Source organism: Streptomyces sp. GbtcB6 (genome assembly GCF_019091475.1).
GTDB lineage: Bacteria > Actinomycetota > Actinomycetes > Streptomycetales > Streptomycetaceae > Streptomyces > Streptomyces hyaluromycini.
The window spans coordinates 320,744-341,271 of the sequence record NZ_JAGXJL010000003.1 but is presented as its reverse complement, the minus strand read 5'-3'; the positions used below and the strand labels follow the sequence as shown (position 1 = coordinate 341,271).

The window sequence follows — 20,528 nt, the reverse complement described above, 5'->3', positions numbered from 1 at the left end:
CGCGCGCAGCACTCACCCGAAGGCGACGAGCTGCGCGCCCGCGCCCTCCTCCGCCGACTTCACGTCCGCCCCTTCGGCCACCAGGAACCCACCGTGAGCACCGATCCACCCAAGCCCCGGCCGGTCACACCGACCCGGGTCATACCCGCTGGCGTCCCGCTGCCTGCGCGCCCGCCCGAGCCCGGCGAGGCGCCGCCCTGGCACATCCCGCCGCCCCGGCCGCCCGTCGCCGCGCCACCCGCCGCCCCGCCTCCTCCGCCCGCCCAGGGCCCGGACATGGCCGTCGTCCACCACGTCGTGCACGAGGTCCTCCTGGTCCCGGCCGAGGTCTCGCGGCCGCGCCTGTGGGAGCGGCTGTGGGACGCGCTGATCACCTGGCGCATGCTCCTCGCGGTGCTGGCCGCGCTGCTGCCCTGGGCCTACGGCCGCAGCCCGGTCGGCATCTGGGGCCACACCCTCCACCAGGCCCGCGCGGAGGCCGGCATACCTGCCGCGTACGTCATCGCCACCGTCGCGCTCGTCGCGGCCTGGCTGCTCGACCGGCACACCGGCAAGGTCGTACCCCGCTTCCTCCTCGTCACCGCCATGTTCGGAGGCCTCGGCGTTCTGAACTGGTGGGACCCGATCCAGTTCCTCACCGGAGTCACCCGATGACCGGCACCACCGCCCTCACCGTCGGCGGCCTCCTGGCTGCCCTCCTCGTCCTCGTCGCCAACCTCCGCCCCTGGTACGTCGGCGGCCGCGAGATGAAGCAACTGGCCCCGTTCGGGCAGGGGTTCCTGGCCGCGGCCTGCGCGGCGGCCTGCCCCGGCGGCGCCCTGGGCTGGATTCACAACCGGTCCGGGTCCATCGCGAACGGCTGGGGCGAGTCCGTCGGCGCGGCCGCCGCTGGCACCGACACCGGTACGCGGATCGCCACCGGCCAGCTCGTCGGCCTCGGCATGACCGGCGCCGTGGTCGCGGTCCTCGTCGTGTTCGTCATCTACCTCTCGTACAAGGACGCCGGGAAGAAGGACCGGAGAAGGATCTTCGGCGGCGCGTTCGTCGGCAGCGTCCTCCTCCTCACGGCAGGCGTGGCTGGCGCCCTGTCCTGGCTGCCCGGCCTCCTCAACGGCCTCGGCGACGCCGCCCTCGGCGCCGTGCAGGGGACGGGTGTCCTGTGAGCCGCCTCGCCCGCCCCGCCGCCCGGATCTCGACCGGGTCCGTCACCGTCGCCCGCCGTCTCGGGGAGCGCAGCACGGCCTGGGTACGCCGCGGCCGCCGCGGCGACCTCACCGGCTGGCGCGCCTCCCTCGGCTGCGCGCTGCGCCTGGCTGTACTCCTCTTCGGCCTGTATCTGCTGTGGCGCCTGGTCCGCGCCATACCCAACATCATGTGGCTGCTGAGCACCGTGTGGATCGTCGCGGCTTGGCGTGCAGGGAAGCCTGCCGTCGACGGTGTCGCCACCCCCGCCGAGCCCGCCCCCGGTCCGCCGCCGGCCGAGGCCGTGCGCGGACTCCTGCTGGACGTGATGGGGGACGCCGACGGGGTGCACCTGCGCACCGTCCTGGCCCACCTCCAGGAGCACGGCCAGTGGAAGGACCGCACGGTCACCGATCTGCGCGCCCGTTTGGCCCAGCTCCACATCCCCCACGACCGCGGCGTGAAGGTGGCCGGCGTGCCGACCTGGGGGGTGCGCCGGCGCGACCTCGAGAGCCCTTCCCCGGCGGCCGCCGAGGAAACGTCTACCGAGGCATCTACCGCCGCCTGACCAGCACTTCTACCCGCCCATCTACCGCCGTCTACCGGCCCGTCTACCACCCCGAAAAGCCCCGGGGCGGCCGCTCCCAACCGCCAAGAAGAGCGCGGCCGCCCCGGTCCCTCCCACCACCGAAATGACAGGAGACCGTCAGCATGGCACCCCGTATCTCTGGACCCGAGACCAAGGAACTCAACAACCTCGTCGACCGGCTACCTGAGCAGGTGTCCGACTGGACCCCCGAGCAGCGCGACCAGTACACCGCCCAGTCCGACCGGGCGATGAACGAGCAGAACGGCACCTGCCGCTGACCTGACCGGTCGCCCGTACGGCACACTGGCCGCGGGCTCCGCCGCGCAACCCCCGTCGCGGCGGAGCCCACCTCATTCCACGCACCCACCCCAGCACCACCGTCACGAGAGGATCACTCCATGTCCGAGAGCGTCCGCGTCCAGGTCCTGCTGCTCTTCGGCGACCAGGCCGAGGTGGTCGCCGCCGACGTCCCGGCCGGGGAGCGCGCCGAGCCCGCGCGCTACCCGGCCGCCGACATCGCCGAGGCGACCGGCATCCCGGTCGGCGAGCTCCCCGGCCAGGTGCTGACCGCCGAGGTGGGCGACGACGATCGCCTCTCCGGCTGGCGGGTCGCATAGCTCCGGTGCCCCCGGCCCGTACGGACCGGGGGTTTTCCCCTCCCCCGAGTGTTGCAATCTTAGAAGCAAGTGCTGTAAAGTTAGTCACGTCGGAACGGGGGGTGAGAGTCCCGGACCCGACGCCAGTTGAAAACTCCACAGAGAGGGAAGCCAATGGCTGACCGTGACGACGAGGTCATGAGCGTGCTCGCACGCTCGATCTCCGCCACCTACTCGCTCCTGGTCGACGTGTGTGACGCACTTCCGGTGCCGATCACCCTGCCGACCGACCGGCACATCCCCGCCACCAACGCAGTGCCCGCGATCCAGCGGGTCGCCGCCTTGGCCGAGGACCAGCCGATGGGCGAGATGCAGGAGGCGCAGCTGTACACCGGCTGCATCCACCTCCTGGCCGCCATCGACCTCTACGCGCTCTGCGCCGCGAGGTACGAGGACACCCGGGCCGAAGGGATCGGCGCCAACCTGCTCTACGCGGATGAGGCGCTCAAGTCCCTGCTGATCTGGCTCCTGGCCAACGCTGGCTAACCCACCCAACACCCCCCGGCACCCAGCCGGGGGGTGCTCTCATTTCGGCCCCGGGGGCTCGCAGGCTGCTGATGCCCACATCATGAGCCTGCCGGGTGCCAGGTCGTAGGCAGGATGAGTCCGGTCCGCAAGGGCGCCCCCTGCGGCGGAACCAGGCCAGCTGGCGCCGGGCCAACGGCTCCAGCAAAGTCGACCGTGCTGCCGGAGAACTCCGCTCCACTGAAGGAGACCGTGCCGCCGGAGAACTCCGCCATGTGGAAGTCGACCGCGGAGCCGGAGAACTGGGTGCCGCTGAAGTTGACATCGCCGCCAGCGAACACCCCCCTGCCGAAGGACACGGTGCCTCCGACGAACTCCGCCATATGGAAGTTGACTGCGGCACCGGAGAACACCGAGGGGTTGAAGGTGAGTATGCCGCCGGCGAGCCTCGCGTGGCTGAAGTCGAGTGTTCCACTGGCGAGTTCCATGCTACTCAGGTCGAGTACGCCGTCGGAGAGCCTCACGTTGGTGAAGTCGAGTGCGGCGCCGTGGAGTAGCGCGCCGAAGTGGGCGCTGCCGCCGGAGAACACCGCGGTAGCGAAACTGACCGTGCCGCCGGAGAACTCCGCCCTGAAGAAGTTGAGCGCGCCGTCGGCGGTGATCTTCGCGCGGCCGAAGTCGACCGTGCTGCCGGAGAACACCGCCCTGCCGAAGGACACGGTGCCGCGGACGAACTCTGCCCCTCTGAAGGAGACCGTGCCGCCGGTGAACGCTGCCCTGTTGAAGTTGACATCGCCGCCGGAGAACTGCGCGCCGCCGAAGTCGACCGTGCCGCCGGAGATCACCGCCCCGCTTAAGTCAGCCGTGTCACCGAAGAAGAACGCGCCGCGGAAGGAGACCACGCCACCGGAGAACACCGCTTCACTTAAGTCAGCTGTGCCGCCGGAGAAGAACGCGCGGGTGAAGCTGACCGTGCCGCCGGAGAACACCGCCCCGGTGAGGTCTCCGCCGTCGAACGTGGCCTCGGTGAGGTCGAAGTCGTGGCCCTGCCAGGAGTGCGGGTGTTCGGGGGCCAGGCGGAGGTGGTCGCGGATGAGCCGGATGACGGTGTGCCGGACCTCCCGCAGGGCGCGGTAGGCGTGCCGGGCGTCCATGTCGTCCGCGGACAGGTCGGTCTCGCCGGTGTAGGGCAGGCGGAGGTAGGCGCACAGGACGTCGATACAGGTCTGGCGCAGCTCTCGGGTGGGGGCGTCGTTGGCGAGGCCGGCCAGGGCGTGTACGCCGCCGAGTCGGACGGCCGCGGAGTCCTCGCCGAGTTGGGCGACGGCGGTGGTGAAGCGTTCGGTATGCAGGCGGGTAGCCTCACGGAGGGCGCCGTCCTCGTCGACGCGCTGGCGACGGTAGGCCACCACCAGAGCAACCAGGGCGCCGGCACCCGCGACCACACCGAAGGACAACTTCACCAGGTCGAAGAGGGTGGAGGAGGCGATGTGGCGCTCGGGCTTGAGGCCTCGGGCGTCGAGCAGGTCCCACGCGGTATAGAACACCGCGGCAGCCACCAGGAGCGCGGTGGTGAAGGTCAGAACTAGAACAGTACCGACCGGCCAGAGGCGCAGGCCGCGCCGGTCGGCCCGACGCCGGGGCAGAGGTGTCCTCACTCTCATCAAGACCCGCCAGGCTTGCCGCCGGTTGCAGTGCCCCGCCAGCGCAGGCGACGCGGTCCGGCACTCGGCATGGAATCCGGCCTTGGGGCAGTGGGCGGAGAAATGGAATCACTGCCACCCGGTTAGTAGCTGCACGATTGGTCCCCACGACCGCATTCCCCCACCCCAAGTGTTGCAATCTTAGAAGTTAATGCTGTAAAGTTAGGTACGTCAGGGCGGGGGGTGAGAGCCCCGAACCTGACGCCAGTTGAAAATTCCAGAGAGGAGAAGTCGTGGCAGACCACGACAACCACAGGGAGCGCTTCCTCACGCTGATGGAAGGCCTCGTCGGCGCCTACGTCTACATCCAGGCGCTGCTCGCAGACCTTCCCCTCCCGATCGCCGTCCCGGATTTCGAGCCGGTCGACGAGGAGGAGGACGGACCCGTGACGGCTCTGCTGAGCCTGAACCGGGTACGTCAGCTCATTGAGGACGAGCCGATCGAGGTGAAGATCCAGCGCGCGTACGAGCACCTCGTACTCGACTGGCTAACCGCCTACGAACTGCTCGTCATCACCCGCCTCGCGGGTCCTGCCCCCTGGCGGCTCGACGCGGTTGAGTTCTCCATCAACCGAGTCGTCACCTGGATCGAACTGATCGAGGGAGACGACGCCGACGAGTCGTAAAACCCCGCCCGCCCCGCGCAGCCAGCCCGGGGCGGGCGCTCCTCTCGGAATTTCCAGCACCTGGCACGCCCCACTCCCTCTCACAGCACAGCAAACGGGGCCGACGCTTACCCCGGTCGCCCGGGGGTGAGAGAGCGTCGGCCCCACCAGTTGAAGACTCCGCAAAGGAGAGTTCGTCACCATGGTAGACCGGCCGGGCATGATCGCTCCCGAGATCGCCGAGCACTACGGCGTGGGCATCCACACCGTCACAAAGACCTGGGCCCAGCACGAGGCCTGGCCCGCCTCGGTCGGCAAGCGCGGCCGATACAAGGAGTACGCCGCTGCCGACATCGACGCGTTCGTCCGGGAGCACGTCCAACGCCAGGCAGTCACCCTCGAGCCCAAACGGCTGTACACCGCGCAGCAGCTGGAGGACGCGGGCATCGGCATCACGGCCGGAACCATCCGCGCCGACCTCACCCGGGACCGCTGGCCCGAGCCAGACGACACCGAGAACGGCGTGAACCGATGGAAGGGCAAGACCGTGACCGCCGTCATGGCGACCCGACGCGGGTACCGTCGGACGCAGTCCGACAAGAGCGGGCGAGCGTAACGAATCATCAACAAGGACCACATCCATCACCACGGGGTGCCACCCTCTCCATCGTGAACATAGACACGCCTGGCAGACGATTGCTCTTCTCCACCGTCCGCATCGATTGCCTGCTCGCTGGTGACCTTCAGTCGACAGGCACAGGGTTCATCCTCTTTGCCGACGTCGAGGGTGGCGCCTGTCCTGTGATCGTGACGAACAAGCACGTCGTCGCAAACGCGGTGCGGCTCTCTGCTCACTTCATTACGCGAAAGCCGAACACAAATGAGCCGAACCTCGGCCAGGCCGCCGAGGTGACGTTCAATCCCAGCGCCTGCTTCGGTCACCCTGACCCGCGCGTTGATGTGGCTGTCATTCCCCTAGCTGCCACACTTGAAGAATTTGGCGAGCATCTCTTCTTCGCGCCGCTGCCGTTGGGCCTGCTGTCCACGGAGGTCACTGACTTCTACGTCGACGCAATCGAAGAAGTCACGTTCGTGGGGTACCCCAACGGACACCGCGATCCCAAGCACTTCACGCCCATCGTCAGGCGCGGCATCACGGCAACCCCCATAGACCTGGACATGGGCGGTGCGCCGGCCTTCCTTATCGATGGCTCGGTATTCGGCGGAAGTAGCGGCAGTCCCGTCTTCCTGTTCAACGAAGGGACCTATCGCGCTGGTCCGAACGAAATGAAGATCGGTACTCGTGTCATCCTGGTAGGCATCATCGCGCAGACGATGGTTCGCAATGCGCAACTGCCCGTAGAGGTGGCGAATACCCATCACGTCAAGATCGCCCAGGAGCTCAACTTGGGCGTGGCGTTTAACGCGCGAGCGATCAAGGAGACCTTTCAGGCATTCCTCGCAGCGTCCGGACTAACACTGCGCAGTGTTGGCGGGGATAAGCACGAGACACTGATTGGTCGGCCGGAAGCCAGCTCACCGACTCCTGGCACTCCAACTGTAGATCGCGATCTTGCTGGTAGAGATGACTGAACACTGAGTCACCGGCTTGCGATCGCGCGACAGCACGCTGGTTTGCGAGTCCACGTGTTGGCGTCCATGTGCCGCCTGACGCATCCTGGGGTTAAGGCCAAGTTCCGGGGATTGCCGCATGGCGCTGTCGGGTCCGGACAACACAGCCTGACGCACGCGCTTCCCTGGATTACGGAAGGGATTCACTGATGTCCAGGGTCACGGTGAAGTGTGAAGGCACGATCCCAGGTCCCCCATACCTGAATGGCAAGACGATTGAGGGAACCGTCGACCTCGCCCCGGATCACACGCCCACGTTCTCCGGGACGGTATGGGAGATGCGAGAAGTTGCCAGGGACGACAAGGGCCGGCCGGTTGTGGTCTTGAGGTGTGAAGGCACCAGTCACGAGGGCAAGGACGATCGCTTTCTGGACGGTCACACCGCCGACGGGACGGTGGCCCTTGCACCAGACACCAGCCAACCGTTTTCCGGCACGCAGTGGTCTCTCATCCAGTCCGACCATCCACCGTTCGTTCATCTCATGTGCAGGGGAACCGGAACGGGCGACAAGCGATTCCTGGATGGACGAACCAAAAACGGCACTGTCGGTCTCATCGCAGACCCGAAGCCACCGCAGTTCACGGGAGCGTTTTGGGCCGTAGAATCTGCCTGATCTCCGACGGGTTCGCTAGCTAGTTGGGAAAGTAGGCGGCGTCACGCAGGACAGCTGCTGGCGTGAAGGTCCGCATGGCAACGCCGATCACGCAGGTCCTTCACGCTGGTGACTGATGCGCCGCCCGGCACGGAGTGCCGAATCACTCTCCGAGAGTTTTCCGTTTCCTCACCAGCCCCTCACGGATCGTGCGAACATGCCAAGCTGCACACCGTGACCAAGGGGGGCTATATATGCCGAAGATCAAAACCAGACAGAAGATGGGATGGATCGCCATCGCGTTCCACTGGACGATGATGATCTTCACGGTCGGGCTATGGACACCCGTGTACCTCGCCGCCCGCCGGCGCCGTGTCACGGTCACGCACGTGCCGACTGGCTACCCGTCCTATCCCGGCGGGCAGTAGCACCTCGCGGCAGGGCCTAGCGCAGGTCCTGCCGCGATGCCGTATATCGGCTGCAAAGAGCCGCTCGGACCGGCCAGACTCTCAAGAACCCGCACGTCCAGGAGTCTCCGTGTCCGCATCGCTCAAGCCGCTCACTGTGCAGCGCCTCGCCTACGTCAGGTACCTCTACCAGGACGGGATCGAGCAAAGCCGCCAGCCCTCACCCCTACGCGCTCGCGCGATCACCTCGTTCCACGACGCCGTCGAGAACTTCATCGGCCTCACGGCCGAGCAACTGGGCGTAGAGCTCAAGCCGAGGATCGAGTTCCTGCAGTACTGGGAGGCCCTCAAACCGGAGATCGAACTGCCGGGGAAGACCGAGATGAAGCGCCTCAATGACGCCCGCATCGCGCTGAAGCACAACGGGACCTTCCCATCTGACCACCAGATCGAACAGGCCCGAGAAGCTCTCGTCGACTTCTTCAGCACCGTCACCCCGAAGGTCTTCGGCGTGGACTTCGACTCTGTCGACATGATCGACTTGGTCACCCAGCCCCAAGTGACCCAGTACCTACGCGACGCACAGACCCACGCCGACATCGGCGACTACCCCATGGCCTCGGCCGGCCTTGCACTCGCCTTCGCGGCCCTGCTTCGCCTCTACCCTGCGGATCCCCACCGAAGCGATGGACCGTTCACCTTCGGGCCGACACTGCACACCTACGACAACCCCAAGGTCGGCTTCACCGACGGGGTGCCGCGCAACGGGCGCATCGACAAGCTGAGCCGCATCGCTGAGGCGCTACAGGACGCGCTGCGGACGATTGGCCTCGGCATCGACTACCAGAACCTGGCGCGGTTTCAACTCCTCGTCCCGCGAGTCCACCACTACGGCAGCGGAATGCCACGGTTCAACGAAACTGAGTCTCTGCGTCAGCTCACAGCAGAGGACTACGACTGGGCTCGACACTTCGTCATCGAGTCAGCCTTGCGAGCCGATCGCTCCAGCGGATTGGCCGCCCTGAGTCGGGCACGACGCGAAGTGGACCTGCAGGCGGGGGATCTCATGGAGACGCGAAACTGGATAGGCCCGGCGGAGCCCTCGTGAAGATCGCCGATACCAACACGACGATCACCGTGCTGGACACGTTGACGATCAGCACTGCATAATCCGGTGCCAACAGCACACTTGTGCCCACGCACCATACGAGCCCCCGCCTGAGCGGGGGTTTTCGCATGTCAGGGGGTGATCACATGCCCCACGCCACCGAGGCCGGCCGCGAAGCCTCCGACGGAACCCTGTGGTTCACGATTCGCGAGGCCGCCCTCTTCACAGGCCGCGACCCCCAGACGATCTACAGCTGGGAACGTCGAGGCCACCTCAACCGCGCGGCCGCCGCCGTCGACGAACGCGGCCGCCGCATCTACAGCCAGCAGCAGATCGCCGCCGCCGAGCGACTCGCCCGCCAGAACACGGCCGTCGTACGCCGCATCGCTCGCTGACCCATCTCCGACGCGCATGGCGTCACCCAACACACCCAGGAGGGCGCCATGGCGCGCACCGTCGTATCCGTCACCCAGATCACCCGGGCCGGTGTCGCCGCCGGCACCGAGGCGTCCGGCGACCCGACGAACAACCACACCATCCCGAACAACGGGAAGATGATCCTTCAGGTCCGCAACAGCGGCTCCACCACCGCCCGAACGGTGGCCTTCCGCTTCCCCGGCAGCGTCGACGGCCAGTCCGTCACCCCGCGCGCCGTCAGCATCCCCACCTCGGCCACCCGCTGGTTCGGGCCGTTCCCCACCGGCGACTACGGCAGCCAGCTCCAGGTCGACGTCGACAACGCCGAACTCAAGCTCACCGCCTACGGCATCTGATGGCCGCACTCGACGCCGCCATCGTGAACGCCGGTCACATGGCACCCCGCACCGCTCGCGAGGCCGCCCAGTTCCTGGCCCAACAGGGCAAGCACTCGCACCTGCACGCTGAGCACGAGACCGTGTGCATCAGCGATGCCGACCGTGCTCAGCACCAGCCTGCGCCCCGAGCCGAGCGCTATCCGCCGATATCTATGAGTGGCGGCCTAGCGGACGTGTTCAAGGAGGGATGAGCTCGTGCCGACGTCACCTCCAAGCCGCTGTACGGAGCCTGAGTGCAGCGCGCTGACAACACGTGGCCGATGCGAGAAGCACCAGCGCGAGCCGTGGCGAGACAGGCCGTCACCGCAAGAGCGCTACGGCATGAGCAGCGGCACCATGCGCGCGCTCAAGGCCAGTGTCGCGGAGCGGGACAACGGCTGCTGCTACGTCTGCGGGGGCGAGGACGCCGACGAGCTGGAGCACAAGATCCCTGTGAGCCAGGGCGGTGCACCTCGCGACCTGGACAACCTGGGACTGATCCACTCCGAGCCGTGTCACCGCGAGAAGACCGCGCGCGAGGCACGCGAAGGGGCCCTCCGCGCCCGCAAGAGGCGATCACAGAGCGAAGATCGAAGCGCGTGATCGGGGGTAGGGGAGTAGAAATCACGGGCCAAGATCGTCAGGGGACCGCCGCGGCCAGAGCGGCAGACACCGTCTCAGAAAAAATTTCGGCCGGTGGGCCCCGAGGGCGATCACGCTGGGTAAACATGCAGGTCAGGGGGTGATCGTATGGGGCGGACCGCTCAGCCGGCCGCGCTGAGGCTGATCGGCGGCCGCGGCAACGGCACCGACTCCGGCGGGCGGAAGGTCAACCCGGGGCCGGCCTTCCGCCGGATCGCACCGAACCCGCCGACGTGGATGAGCGCCGAGGCGAAGGCCGAGTGGAGGCGCGTTGCTCCAGGCCTGCAGCGTCTGGACCTGCTCAAGGAGGAAGACCGGGCGACGCTGACGGCGTACTGCGAGACCTGGTCCCAGTTCGTCACGGCCACCCGGACGGTCACCCGCGAGGGCATCACCTCCGAGGTGACGACCATCAGTGCCTCCGGCTCCGAGACAACGCGCACCGTCCCCCACCCGGCCGTGGCGATCGCCCGGTCCGCCGGCCGCGAGCTCCGCGCGTACGCCGCACAGTTCGGCCTGACGCCGAGCAGCGAGCAGGCCCTGGCGAGAGGGCCCGATGATGGCGAGGACGACAACCCCTTCGCGTAGCTCTCGCAAGCCCGCCAAGGCCCGAGCTGCGGCGCGCACGGACACGGCCGAGCTGCCGGATCAGGAGACCCTCGACAGGCTGAAGATCTCGGCCGAGGTCGCCTGGTACATGGCCTCTCGCGGGATCCCGCTGCCCGACTGCCCGCCGCTGTTCCAGACTCCGTCGCCCGGCGAGGCCCCGGGTGCGTTGTTCGATCCGGCGCGCGTGGACAAGGTCGTCAACGCGTTCTCCAAGCTGCGGCACACGAAGGGCCAGTGGGCCGGGCAGCCGCTGAAGCCGGACCCATGGCAGGTCGCGTACGTGATCGCCCCGGTGTTCGGTTGGGTGCACTGGGACGATGACGCCGGCGACTACGTGCGGGTCGTGTCCGAGCTGTACGTGGACGTGCCGCGCAAGAACGGCAAGAGCACGCTGTGCGGCGGCATCGCGATCTACATGACGTGCGCCGACGGGGAGCCCGGCGCCGAGGTCCTCGCCGCGGCCACCACGAAGGACCAGGCCCGGTTCGTCTTCGACCCGGTCCGGCAGCTCGCCGACAAGGCACCCGCGCTGAAGGGGCACGTCAAGCCGCTCAAAGACAAGATCGTCCACCCCAAGAGCGGCAGCTACTTCCAGGTCATCTCGAACGTCGCCGACGCCCAGCACGGCGCCAACCTGCACTGCTACGTCTGCGACGAGCTGCACATCCACAAGACGCCGGACATGCTCGAGACGCTGGAGTCCGGTACCGGCTCCCGCCGGCAGCCGCTCGGCGTGGTCATCACCACGGCGGACACGGGCAAGAAGGAGACGCCATACGACAACAAGCGCCGGCGGATCGAGCAGCTGGCCCGCCGGGTCCTGGTCGACCACAGCGTGTACGGCGTCATTTTCGCCGCGGAGAAGGACGCCGACCCACACGCCGAGGAGACCTGGCGCGCGGCCAACCCCGGGTTCGGTGTCTCCCCGACTCGCGCGTACCTGGCGAAGGCCTCGCGCAAGGCCGAGTCCTCGCCCGCCGACCTGGCCTCCTTCAAACGGCTGCACCTGGGCATCCGTACGCGTCAGGACGTCAAGTTCCTGCCGCTGGACGCCTGGAACCGCAACGCGGGCATGGTCGACGAGCAGGCCCTCGCCGGTCGTGACACCTGGGGCGGCCTGGACCTCGCCGCGACGTCCGACCTGTGCGCGCTGTGCTGGCTGTTCCCGAACGACGAGGACGGCACGCTGGACGCGCTGTGGCGGTTCTGGACGCCGGAGGACAACCTCGAGGCCCTGGACAAGCGGACCGCGAAGGCCGCCTCGAAGTGGGTCAAGGAAGGCTGGCTCACCGCCACCCCGGGCAACGTCGCCGACTACGACTGGATCAAGGCCGCGATCCGCAAGGATCGGGACACCTTCCGGGTCCGGTCGATCGGCTACGACCCGTGGAACGCCAGCCAGTTGACCAACGACCTGACCTCCGAGCGGGCCAACCTGGTCAAGGTCCGGCAGGGCTACCAGACCATGTCGCCCGTGCTGAAGGAGACGCAGCGGCTCATCCTGCAGGGCACGCCAGAGCGAACCGTGCTGCGGCACGGCGGCAATCCCATCGCCCGCTGGTGCGTCGACAACCTCGCCATCGCCATGGACCCGGCGGGCAACGTCAAGCCCGACAAGGCCAACAGCGGCGACAAGATCGACGGCGTGTCCGCCCTGCTCACCGCACTGGCCGAAGTGATCGCCAGGCCTCCGCGCCGGAAATCTCGGTACGCGGACGAGGACGAAATCATGGTCGTTTAGAGGGCCGGGCCGGGGTTCAACCCCTCCCGGGCGCACGGGTTCGCGCGGCCCGACCCAACGCGGGCGGTGTACAGCCGCCCGGTACGCCTGCCCTTATCAGGGGCTCTCTACCAACCTACCGCTGACGGCACAGCCACGTCGGCGGCCAGCCACGAAGGAGGCCGCGGATGTTCGCGTGGCGCCGTACGGCCGTACGGAAACGTGTCGTCGTCAACCTCGCCGACAAGGCGTTCAGCGGGATCTTGTGGGCCACGCGCGGCCCGCTCCTGGTGCTGCGGGACGCCGAGTTGCTCGAGGCCGGCCGCGCGCCGCAGCGGGTGGACGGCGAGGTCGTCATCGAGCGGGCGCGGGTGGAGTTCACCCAGGTCCTTGCGGGCGGTGGCGGCTGATGGCGTTCGTCGTCTCCTCCGGTGAGCTCGCCACCACCGGGGCCGGAGTGCTGCCGGCCTACGCGCCGATGACGCTGCGGGCGGCACCGTGGGAGTACGAGATGATCTGGCGCACCCAACCGCAGGTGCGCACGGTCATCGGGTTCATCGCGCGGAACATCGCCCAGCTCGGCGTGCACGTCTTCCGCCGGACCAGCGACACCGACCGTGAGCGGCTCACCGATCACCCGCTCGCGCAGGTCCTCGCCGAGCCGCTGCCCCGCATGACCCAGTACAGATTCATCGAGCGGATGGTCAGCGACCGGGCGCTGTACGACAACTACTACGGGATCAAGCTGAAGCTGAACGGGCGGCTGCGGATCCTGTCAGTGCCTCCAACGTTGATCCGCCCGTACGGCGGGAACTGGATCGCCCCGGAGTATTTCGAGACTGCGGGCGGGCGGCAGTTCGGGGTGGACGAGGTCATCCACATCCACGGGTACTCGCCCAACGATCTGACCTACGGTGAGTCGCCGATCGAGGCGATCCGGGACCTGATCCTGGAATCCGCCGAGGCATCCAAAGCCCGGGCCCAGATGTGGAAGGGCGGGTCCCGGATTACCGGTGTCCTCGTCCGGCCAGCTGACGCCCCCGACTGGGGGCCGAAGGACAAGGCCCGATTTCGCGAGATGTGGCGGTCGTTCTCGCAGGGCGGCGGCGCCGAGGGCGGTACGCCGATCCTCGAGGACGGCATGGACTACAAGGCCGTCGGCTTCAACCCCGAGCAGGCCCAGTACATCGAGGCCCGGAAGCTCACGCGCGAGGAAGTCGCGGCCATGTGGTACATCCCGCCGCCGCTGATCGGGATCCTCGACCACGCCACCTACAGCAACATCAAGGAACAGCACGCCCACCTGTACCAGGACACCCTCGGTCCCTGGACGGTGGACCTGCAGCAGGAGTTCGCCGTGCAGATCCTCCCGGACCTGCCGGACAACAAGGACGTGTACTGCGAGTTCAACGTCGAGGCCAAGATGCGCGGTGACTTCGAGTCGCAGGCCGCCGCAGCGTCGACCGCAACGGGCGGCCCCTGGATGACCCGCAACGAAATCCGGGCTCGGAACAACCTGCCGCGGGTCGACGGCGGGGACGAGCTGATCGTGCCGCTCAACGTCACCCAGGGCGGTCTCGCCAGCCCGAGAGACACGGCACCGAAGGCTGACGCCCTCCCAGAAGCACGAGCCCGGCAGGTGTCGGCCAAGGCCGGGCAGGCCTCGCAGACCACGCCGGACGACGAACTGCGCGAGGAGTTCGTCACCGCGCTGAAGAACCTGACCGAGGACGAGTTCGCCCGGCTGGCCGCGTCGGAGCCGAGCGACGCGGCGGCGATACGGGCCTGGTGGGAGTCGGACCGTGGGGTGCGGCAGGCCCGGTTCCTGAAGGTCATCGCGGACTACATGACCCGCTTCGGGACGGTGGGTGCACGCCGGGTGCTGGAGGAGTTCAACCCGGACGAAGACGGCTGGTCCGCGGACGTGATGGAGCCGTGGCTGCTGGCCGCCGCACTGCATCATGTCGAGCTGCACGACGCTGCAGGCGAGGAAACGACCGCCACAGCGGTTCAGGACGTGCCCGAGGACGGCGACATAGCCGCGGCCCTGGTGGTGGCCGGCGGTGTGTGGGCGGCGGCAGCGCTCACGCGCAGCCAGACCGCGGCGACGGAGGCCCTGTCGTTCGGCGGCCATGACGCGGCCGAGGCGTCCGGCCTCGGCTTCAAGATCTGGCACACGACCAGCACCGACCCACGTTCCCAGCACCTCGCGATCAACGGCGCGAAGGTCTCGCTGGACGCCACGTTCGCCAACGGGCTGCGCTGGCCCGGCGACAGCACAGGTGACGCCGACGAGACAGCGAACTGCCGCTGCACCCTCGACTACGCGAAGGAGGACTGACGCCGTGCGCACGATGGAAGTGACCGCGAAGGTCAAGGCGGCGGGCACCGCCGACGGGTTGGCCGAGGGCCAGTTCCGCGCCCTGGTCAGCGTGTTCGACAACGAGGACACCTACGGCGACGTCGTCCGTCCCGGCGCTTTCTCCCAGACCCTGGCGGACTGGGCGGCCAAGGGCGACAGCATCCCGGTCATCTGGTCCCACCAGTGGAGCGACCCATTCGCCCACATCGGCCGCGTCATCGAGGCCAAGGAGACCACCGACGGCCTTGAGGTCCTCGGCCAGATCGATGACCTCACGGGCGACGACGAGAACCCAACAGCAAAGCAGGTCTACCGCCTGCTCAAGGGCCGCCGCGTCACCCAGTTCTCCTTCGCCTACGACGTGCCCAACGGCGGCGGCGCCTGGGTGAAGGACGACAACCACCGGTGGGGCGGCTACTACGAGCTACGCCAGGTCGACCTGCATGAGGTCGGCCCGTGCCTGCTCGGCGTGAACCGCGAAACCGAGCTGCTCGCCGCGAAGGCCGCCCACATCGCGGCCGGCGCGAAGGCCGGCCGCGTCCTGTCCCAGACCAACTTCGACACCCTCACCTCGGCGTACGAGTCGATCGGTGAGGTCCTGGCCGCCGCTGCCCCCGAGCCGGATCCGGAGAAGGCCCGGGCGACGGCGACCCCGAAGAAGAACACCCCGGAGGAGACCGGCCAGCCCAGCTCTGCGGCGGCCAGCGGCACCACACCGCCCGCCCAGCCCCAGGAGCCCGCGCCCGCCCAGGACGCCCCCGAGGACACCACGAAGAGCAGTACCGAGGATGAGACCACCCCGGGCCCCCGCGAAGCATCCGCTGAGGATGCCGCCAAGGCCGGCGCCGTCTCCGCCCGTCTGCGCACCAGCCTCGAGCTCCTGGAGCTCGAGGCCTCGCTCACGGAATGAGGAGACATGCCCCAGACCATCAAGGAACTGTCGGAGGAGATGAAGGATCACCTCCTCAAGGCCCAGGCGATCGCCAAGGCCGCCGAGGAAGGGGATCGCGACTTCACCCCCGAGGAAGCCGCGCAGCTGCGCGAGCACATGTCCAAGGCGACCGCCGCGAAGGCCGCCATCGAGGAGCGCAAGGGCAACGACGAGCTGAAGGCCACCCTGGCGCAGCTCGGCGACGACATCGCCCTGAACGCCAAGACCGACAAGGACGGCAAGCGGCAGACCGCGTCCGGGTTCCACCTACCGGACAAGGCGAAGTCGCTCGGTGAGCAGTTCACCGAGTCGACCGAGTACAAGGCGCTGCTCGCCCAGGCGCCCAACGGACAGTTCGCGAAGAACCAGCGCGTCCAGTCCGAGATGGTCGGCTTCAAGAGCCTGGTCACCGGCGGCTCGGACACCTCCGGCGGCGCCCTGGTCACCAACGACTACCGCGGCCTGGCCGTCGGCCTGGACGTGTTCCAGCGGCCGCTTCGCCTGCGCGACGTCGTTACCCCGGGCACCACCACGTCCGACACGGTCGAGTACGTGCGCGTCACCTCCGTGACGAACGCTGCCGCGCCGGTCCCGGAGGCAACGTCCTCGGCGGCGCCGACCGCGCCGGGCGGCGCCGGCGCGCTGGTGAACAACGCGGGCGGCGGCTACAAGCCCGAGTCGGGCATGGCGCTGGCGAAGATCACGGCGGCGGTCAAGACGATCGCGCACTGGATGCCCGCCACCAAGCGGGCGCTCTCCGACGCGGCGCAGGTGCGCACGCTCATCGACGCCTTCCTCATGTACGGCCTGGAGGAGGAGCTCGAGGATCAGATGATCCAGGGCGACAACACCGGGGAGAACTTCGAGGGCCTCTCGAACGTGTCGGGCACCCAGTCCCAGGCCTGGGACACCGACCTGCTCACCACGGCGCGCAAGGCGAAGACCAAGGTCCGCACCGTCGGCCGGTCCATCGCCAACGCCTACCTGCTGCACCCTGTCGACGTGGAGTCGTTCGACCTCCTCCAGGACAACGAGCGCAGGTACTACTTCGGCGGCCCCGCCGGCGCTGGCACCGCTCAGACCCTGTGGGGGCTGCCGGTGGTCGAGACCGAGGCGGTGCCGCAGGGCACCGGTTATGTCGGTGACTTCCGCAAGGCCGTGCTGTGGGACCGCGAGCAGGCCACCGTCCAGGTCACCGACAGCCACCTGGACTTCTTCGTCCGGAACCTGGTCGCGATCCTCGCCGAGATGCGCGCGGCGTTCGGTGTCCTGCAGCCGTCCGCGTTCGTTGAGATCGACCTGACCGCCTGATCGGAGGCTGACCCATGGCGTACCTGAACCCCGCCGAAGGCAAGGCCCGCGAGGGCAAGCAGGCCGCGGCACAGGCCGACATGGCGGCCGTCACCACGACGGCCGCCGCCGGCGCCAACCCGACCAAGGCCGAGTTCGACAAGGTCGTCACCGACCTCACCGCGGCCCGGACGACGATCAACGGCCTGCTCGCCAAGTTGCGAACGGCCGGCCTGATCGCGCCGTGACCCTGTTCATCCACCGCAACGCCGGAGGGCGCTGCCCATGCGGAGCCGAGAACGCGACGTGTGGGCCGCCCTCCAGCGTGATGCCGGTGGACCAACTCATCGAGGAGGTAACCGCGGTGAGCGGACCCCTGAAGAAGTACCGCGTGCGGCGCGGTGACGTGGAAACCGTGATGAAGCTGTCCGCGGCCGACGCCGAGCGGCTCGGTGTCGGCGTGGACGACCTGGTCGACGGGGCATCCACCATCGGGCCAGTCGAGCCTGTGGCCGACGGTGGGGCCGACGACGGGAACGAACCCGACGGAGCCCAGGAGACGGCTGCGGACGGCGCGCAGGCGAAGCCTCCGGCGAAGAAGGCAGCGGCCAAGCGGCAGCCGGCCGCCGCGAACAAGGCCGCTGACGGTGGCAGCTGACGAGCTCCTCGCCGACCCGGCCGAGCTGGCCGTCAAGCTCGGCCGGAGCGAGGACGACCCGAAGCTCCTGTACGCGCTGCGCGCGGCCTCGAGGCGGTTCCGTGGGCAGGTCCGTCACCAGGTCACCCTCGTCACAGACGACGAGGAGACGCTGGACGGCAACGGCCGGGAGTCCCTGCTGCTGCCCGTATGGCCGGTCACGGCCGTCTCCGCGGTCGTACTGAACGACACCACTCTGGTGGAGGGCACCGACTACGAATGGTCGGAGGCCGGCATCCTGCGGCGGCTGGGCTGCCTGCACTGGCCCGACCGGCTGCGCTGCCTGCGCGTCGTCTACAGCCACGGATGGGACGGCCTGGACCAGATCCCGGGGGACATTCAAGAGGTCGTCCTGGAACGGGCCGAGGCCGGCGTCAACATCCCGGTCGGAGTCCAGTCTCAGACCGTCGGCGGACAGTCCGTGACGTTCGGCGCGCAGGCCGCGGCCGGGTCCACGGAGGCCTGGGTGAAGGCTGTGGAGAAGTACAAGGTCCGTACTTCGGGGGACGCATGATGTTCATGCAGGCCATCGTCCGCGTGCGGGCGCCGCTCGTGGAGGACCGCTACAAGAACAAGAAGCGGGACTGGGACAACGCTGAACGCACGGCAGTGGACGGAGTCAACGTTCAGCCAGCAGCCGTACCGGTGCGGTCGCAGGAGGACACCCAGGACCGGCAGATCACCGTCACGGCCTGGAACCTTCAGACTCCCGAGGGCGTCGTTCTGGATCTTCTGGAGACGGACCGGATCGAGTTCGACGGCATGACGCTGGAGGTCGACGGCAAGGTCGGCCGATGGCCCGACCCCTTCACCGGCGGTGTGCACCACATCGAGGCGCGTCTGAAGGAGGTCGACTAGTGGCCCGCGCGCGCTTCGAGTTCAACCGGGGCGCCTTCCGGGAGATCGCCTCCGGTCCGCTGATGGCCGCCTACCTGCTGGACCTGGCCCATGAGGGCCTGGCGATCGCCCAAGGCCTCGCGCCCACGTACATCGGCCCAACGTGGGGCGACGTGGACCGTGCGGGGGACTACAAGAAGTCGCTGGACGCGAAGCTGACCCGGAACTCCTTCGGCTACCGCAGTGAGATCGGCGCGAACGTGGCCTGGGCCCTTCAGGTGGAGTTCGGCTCAGGCCGCCCGTACACCACTCAAGAGCGGCCGCAGGAAGGGCACTCCCCGAAGTGGCGTGTCCTGGGCCGCACTCTGGACGCCATGAGGAGCAACTGATGCCCCGTGTGAAACTCGCCCACTGGCACGGAGGGAACCCGCCCGGAGCCGAGATCAGCGTCAGCGACCAGGAGCTGGCCGCGCTCCGCCGCGACGGCCGTGTCGCCGAGGTCCTCGCCCCGACGTCCGAGCAGCAGGGCCCCGCGGCCGAGCCCGAACCGTCCCCCGAGGCGGCACCCGACGTACCGGCGCCAAGGGCCCGTAAGCGGTGACCTCGCTGCCCGTCGTCGTCTTCCCGGACGCCGAGCTCGTCGCGGTCACCGTGCTGCGGGCCGCGCTGGACGCCGGCGTCACCGTTGGTACGGAGTGGCCGGAGGACCTGGCCGCCGAAGTGAAGACGGGCGTGGTGTCCGTGACCCGCGGCGGCGGCGCCACGGTCCAGCGGTTCGTCACCGAGGACGTCACCCTCGACATCGACGTCCTGGCCGCCGAGAAAGGCCAGGCACACGACCTCGCCCAGCTGGCCCGCGCACACCTGCAGGCCGCGGAGGGCACCAGCGTCGACGGCGCCCAGATCTACTCCGTCGCGGACATCTCGCTGGTGTGGATGCCGTATCAGCCCGACGCGGAGACCACCCCGATCCCCCGGTACGTGCTGGTCATGCAGATGCGCCTGCGCGCCCGGGCCGCCGTGTAACCCGCAGACCTCTCTGTTCCCATACCCGTCGGCCGCCGGTCGCACGGGTCCCTCGCATGCCTGGAGGCATCCGTGTCGCTCGATGCAGACAACGTAAGGGCAGCCCTCAACGGCGCCATCTACATGGCGCCCAAGGGCACCACCGCGCCGGCGGACCTGGCCACGCCATGGGACGCGGCCTGGATCGACCTCGGCTACATGTCCGACGACGGCGTCTCGATGGACTACTCGACGGACACCGAGGACGTCAACGCCTGGCAGTCCCTCTCTCCGGTGCGCCGGATCCTCACCAGCGTCGACATGACGCTGGGATTCACGGCCATCGAGCTGAAGGCGCGGACGATCACCGCGTTCTTCCCCGGGTCGACGATCAGCGAGGTCGTGGCCGACACCGTGTACCGGCTCGACATCCCCGCCGCGCCCGGGCCGCAGGAGTTCGCGTTCGGCCTGGAGTGGCTCGACGGCGCGATCATCAACCGGCTCGTCATCCCCCGCGGCGAGATCACCGACCGGGGCACCATCACCCTCGGCCGCTCCGCCGCCGTCGGCCTGGAGATGACCGTCTCGGCCTACGCCTCCTCGGCTCCGGAGATCGCGACCTGGCTGTCCAACGACCCGGCCTGGGACCTGGCCGCCTGATCGACCGGCTCCTTCTGACTCCCCTGGCAGGCGTGCATGCG

Annotated in this window: 31 protein-coding genes; 30 read left to right on the top strand and 1 reads right to left on the bottom strand. The window is 68.5% G+C overall.

Going from position 1 to position 20,528, the window contains the following annotated elements; translation table 11 throughout:
- The first annotated feature begins 93 nt into the window (after positions 1-93).
- From KVT45_RS06925 to KVT45_RS06900, 6 genes are all read left to right on the top strand, one after another.
- On the top strand, positions 94-654 hold the full coding sequence (locus KVT45_RS06925) for a hypothetical protein (protein ID WP_217545596.1): 561 nt from the start codon (positions 94-96) through the stop codon (positions 652-654).
- A complete protein-coding gene (locus KVT45_RS06920; RefSeq protein WP_217545595.1) occupies positions 651-1,163 on the top strand; it encodes a hypothetical protein in 513 nt (170 codons plus the stop codon). Before KVT45_RS06925 ends, KVT45_RS06920 begins: the two co-directional genes overlap by 4 nt.
- On the top strand, positions 1,160-1,750 hold the full coding sequence (locus KVT45_RS06915; RefSeq protein WP_217545594.1) for a hypothetical protein: 591 nt from the start codon (positions 1,160-1,162) through the stop codon (positions 1,748-1,750). Before KVT45_RS06920 ends, KVT45_RS06915 begins: the two co-directional genes overlap by 4 nt.
- A 143-nt stretch (positions 1,751-1,893) precedes the next feature.
- Positions 1,894-2,049, top strand: a complete 156-nt coding sequence (locus KVT45_RS06910) for a hypothetical protein (protein ID WP_217545593.1) — start codon at positions 1,894-1,896, stop codon at positions 2,047-2,049.
- A gap of 120 nt (positions 2,050-2,169) precedes the next feature.
- Positions 2,170-2,388 carry a hypothetical protein gene (locus tag KVT45_RS06905; RefSeq protein WP_217545592.1) on the top strand — a complete coding sequence of 73 codons (219 nt, stop codon included), beginning with the start codon at positions 2,170-2,172 and terminating at the stop codon, positions 2,386-2,388.
- 153 nt (positions 2,389-2,541) lie between these two features.
- Complete coding sequence (locus KVT45_RS06900; protein WP_217545591.1) at positions 2,542-2,913, top strand: hypothetical protein; 372 nt, start codon at positions 2,542-2,544, stop codon at positions 2,911-2,913.
- 80 nt (positions 2,914-2,993) lie between these two features.
- Here KVT45_RS06900 and KVT45_RS06895 read toward each other — a convergent pair whose 3' ends face one another.
- Positions 2,994-4,550, bottom strand: coding sequence for a pentapeptide repeat-containing protein (locus tag KVT45_RS06895; RefSeq protein ID WP_217545590.1), 1,557 nt, complete (start codon positions 4,548-4,550; stop codon positions 2,994-2,996).
- 278 nt (positions 4,551-4,828) lie between these two features.
- Between KVT45_RS06895 and KVT45_RS06890 the strand changes: the two genes are divergently transcribed.
- The 24 genes from KVT45_RS06890 to KVT45_RS06775 all read left to right on the top strand — a co-directional run bounded on the left by KVT45_RS06890 (position 4,829) and on the right by KVT45_RS06775 (position 20,487).
- The gene (locus tag KVT45_RS06890) at positions 4,829-5,221 is read left to right on the top strand and encodes a hypothetical protein (RefSeq protein WP_217545589.1); all 393 of its coding nucleotides are present in this window, start codon (positions 4,829-4,831) and stop codon (positions 5,219-5,221) included.
- A 181-nt stretch (positions 5,222-5,402) separates the two neighbouring features.
- Positions 5,403-5,816, top strand: coding sequence for a hypothetical protein (locus KVT45_RS06885; protein WP_217545588.1), 414 nt, complete (start codon positions 5,403-5,405; stop codon positions 5,814-5,816).
- Positions 5,817-5,869: 53 nt separating this feature from the next.
- Positions 5,870-6,793, top strand: coding sequence for a trypsin-like peptidase domain-containing protein (locus tag KVT45_RS06880; protein ID WP_217545587.1), 924 nt, complete (start codon positions 5,870-5,872; stop codon positions 6,791-6,793).
- Positions 6,794-6,981: 188 nt separating this feature from the next.
- Entirely contained in the window at positions 6,982-7,446 is a 465-nt protein-coding gene (locus KVT45_RS06875) for a hypothetical protein (RefSeq protein ID WP_217545586.1), read from the top strand.
- A gap of 233 nt (positions 7,447-7,679) precedes the next feature.
- Positions 7,680-7,853 carry a hypothetical protein gene (locus KVT45_RS06870; RefSeq protein WP_217545585.1) on the top strand — a complete coding sequence of 58 codons (174 nt, stop codon included), beginning with the start codon at positions 7,680-7,682 and terminating at the stop codon, positions 7,851-7,853.
- 109 nt (positions 7,854-7,962) lie between these two features.
- Positions 7,963-8,940 carry a hypothetical protein gene (locus KVT45_RS06865; protein ID WP_217545584.1) on the top strand — a complete coding sequence of 326 codons (978 nt, stop codon included), beginning with the start codon at positions 7,963-7,965 and terminating at the stop codon, positions 8,938-8,940.
- A 146-nt stretch (positions 8,941-9,086) separates the two neighbouring features.
- The gene (locus KVT45_RS06860; protein WP_217545583.1) at positions 9,087-9,335 is read left to right on the top strand and encodes a MerR family transcriptional regulator; all 249 of its coding nucleotides are present in this window, start codon (positions 9,087-9,089) and stop codon (positions 9,333-9,335) included.
- 48 nt (positions 9,336-9,383) lie between these two features.
- The gene (locus tag KVT45_RS06855) at positions 9,384-9,713 is read left to right on the top strand and encodes a hypothetical protein (RefSeq protein ID WP_217545582.1); all 330 of its coding nucleotides are present in this window, start codon (positions 9,384-9,386) and stop codon (positions 9,711-9,713) included.
- Positions 9,713-9,946 (top strand): hypothetical protein, encoded by a 234-nt coding sequence (locus KVT45_RS06850; RefSeq protein WP_217545581.1) that lies wholly within the window; start codon positions 9,713-9,715, stop codon positions 9,944-9,946. Before KVT45_RS06855 ends, KVT45_RS06850 begins: the two co-directional genes overlap by 1 nt.
- A 130-nt stretch (positions 9,947-10,076) precedes the next feature.
- Positions 10,077-10,337, top strand: coding sequence for an HNH endonuclease (locus KVT45_RS06845; protein ID WP_254646388.1), 261 nt, complete (start codon positions 10,077-10,079; stop codon positions 10,335-10,337).
- 147 nt (positions 10,338-10,484) lie between these two features.
- Positions 10,485-10,964: a phage terminase small subunit P27 family gene (locus KVT45_RS06840; protein ID WP_217545579.1), complete on the top strand. Its 480-nt coding sequence runs from the start codon at positions 10,485-10,487 to the stop codon at positions 10,962-10,964.
- A complete protein-coding gene (locus KVT45_RS06835; protein ID WP_254646387.1) occupies positions 10,936-12,726 on the top strand; it encodes a terminase large subunit in 1,791 nt (596 codons plus the stop codon). Before KVT45_RS06840 ends, KVT45_RS06835 begins: the two co-directional genes overlap by 29 nt.
- A gap of 167 nt (positions 12,727-12,893) precedes the next feature.
- Positions 12,894-13,115, top strand: coding sequence for a hypothetical protein (locus KVT45_RS06830; protein WP_217545577.1), 222 nt, complete (start codon positions 12,894-12,896; stop codon positions 13,113-13,115).
- Positions 13,115-15,046, top strand: coding sequence for a phage portal protein (locus KVT45_RS06825; protein WP_217545576.1), 1,932 nt, complete (start codon positions 13,115-13,117; stop codon positions 15,044-15,046). Before KVT45_RS06830 ends, KVT45_RS06825 begins: the two co-directional genes overlap by 1 nt.
- Positions 15,047-15,059: 13 nt before the next feature.
- A complete protein-coding gene (locus KVT45_RS06820; protein ID WP_217545788.1) occupies positions 15,060-15,977 on the top strand; it encodes an HK97 family phage prohead protease in 918 nt (305 codons plus the stop codon).
- Positions 15,978-15,983: 6 nt separating this feature from the next.
- Positions 15,984-17,309 (top strand): phage major capsid protein, encoded by a 1,326-nt coding sequence (locus KVT45_RS06815; protein WP_217545575.1) that lies wholly within the window; start codon positions 15,984-15,986, stop codon positions 17,307-17,309.
- A gap of 14 nt (positions 17,310-17,323) precedes the next feature.
- On the top strand, positions 17,324-17,536 hold the full coding sequence (locus KVT45_RS06810; protein WP_217545574.1) for a hypothetical protein: 213 nt from the start codon (positions 17,324-17,326) through the stop codon (positions 17,534-17,536).
- A gap of 116 nt (positions 17,537-17,652) precedes the next feature.
- Positions 17,653-17,946 carry a hypothetical protein gene (locus KVT45_RS06805; protein WP_217545573.1) on the top strand — a complete coding sequence of 98 codons (294 nt, stop codon included), beginning with the start codon at positions 17,653-17,655 and terminating at the stop codon, positions 17,944-17,946.
- Positions 17,936-18,499, top strand: coding sequence for a mobile element protein (locus KVT45_RS06800; RefSeq protein ID WP_217545572.1), 564 nt, complete (start codon positions 17,936-17,938; stop codon positions 18,497-18,499). The genes KVT45_RS06805 and KVT45_RS06800 overlap by 11 nt, the downstream gene beginning before the upstream one ends.
- Before the next feature lie 5 nt (positions 18,500-18,504).
- On the top strand, positions 18,505-18,843 hold the full coding sequence (locus KVT45_RS06795; RefSeq protein WP_217545571.1) for a hypothetical protein: 339 nt from the start codon (positions 18,505-18,507) through the stop codon (positions 18,841-18,843).
- Positions 18,843-19,211 (top strand): hypothetical protein, encoded by a 369-nt coding sequence (locus tag KVT45_RS06790; RefSeq protein WP_217545570.1) that lies wholly within the window; start codon positions 18,843-18,845, stop codon positions 19,209-19,211. The genes KVT45_RS06795 and KVT45_RS06790 overlap by 1 nt, the downstream gene beginning before the upstream one ends.
- Entirely contained in the window at positions 19,211-19,423 is a 213-nt protein-coding gene (locus KVT45_RS06785) for a hypothetical protein (RefSeq protein ID WP_217545569.1), read from the top strand. Before KVT45_RS06790 ends, KVT45_RS06785 begins: the two co-directional genes overlap by 1 nt.
- Positions 19,420-19,848, top strand: coding sequence for a hypothetical protein (locus tag KVT45_RS06780; RefSeq protein ID WP_217545568.1), 429 nt, complete (start codon positions 19,420-19,422; stop codon positions 19,846-19,848). The genes KVT45_RS06785 and KVT45_RS06780 overlap by 4 nt, the downstream gene beginning before the upstream one ends.
- A 72-nt stretch (positions 19,849-19,920) precedes the next feature.
- Positions 19,921-20,487 carry a hypothetical protein gene (locus KVT45_RS06775; RefSeq protein ID WP_217545567.1) on the top strand — a complete coding sequence of 189 codons (567 nt, stop codon included), beginning with the start codon at positions 19,921-19,923 and terminating at the stop codon, positions 20,485-20,487.
- Positions 20,488-20,528: the final 41 nt, after the last annotated feature.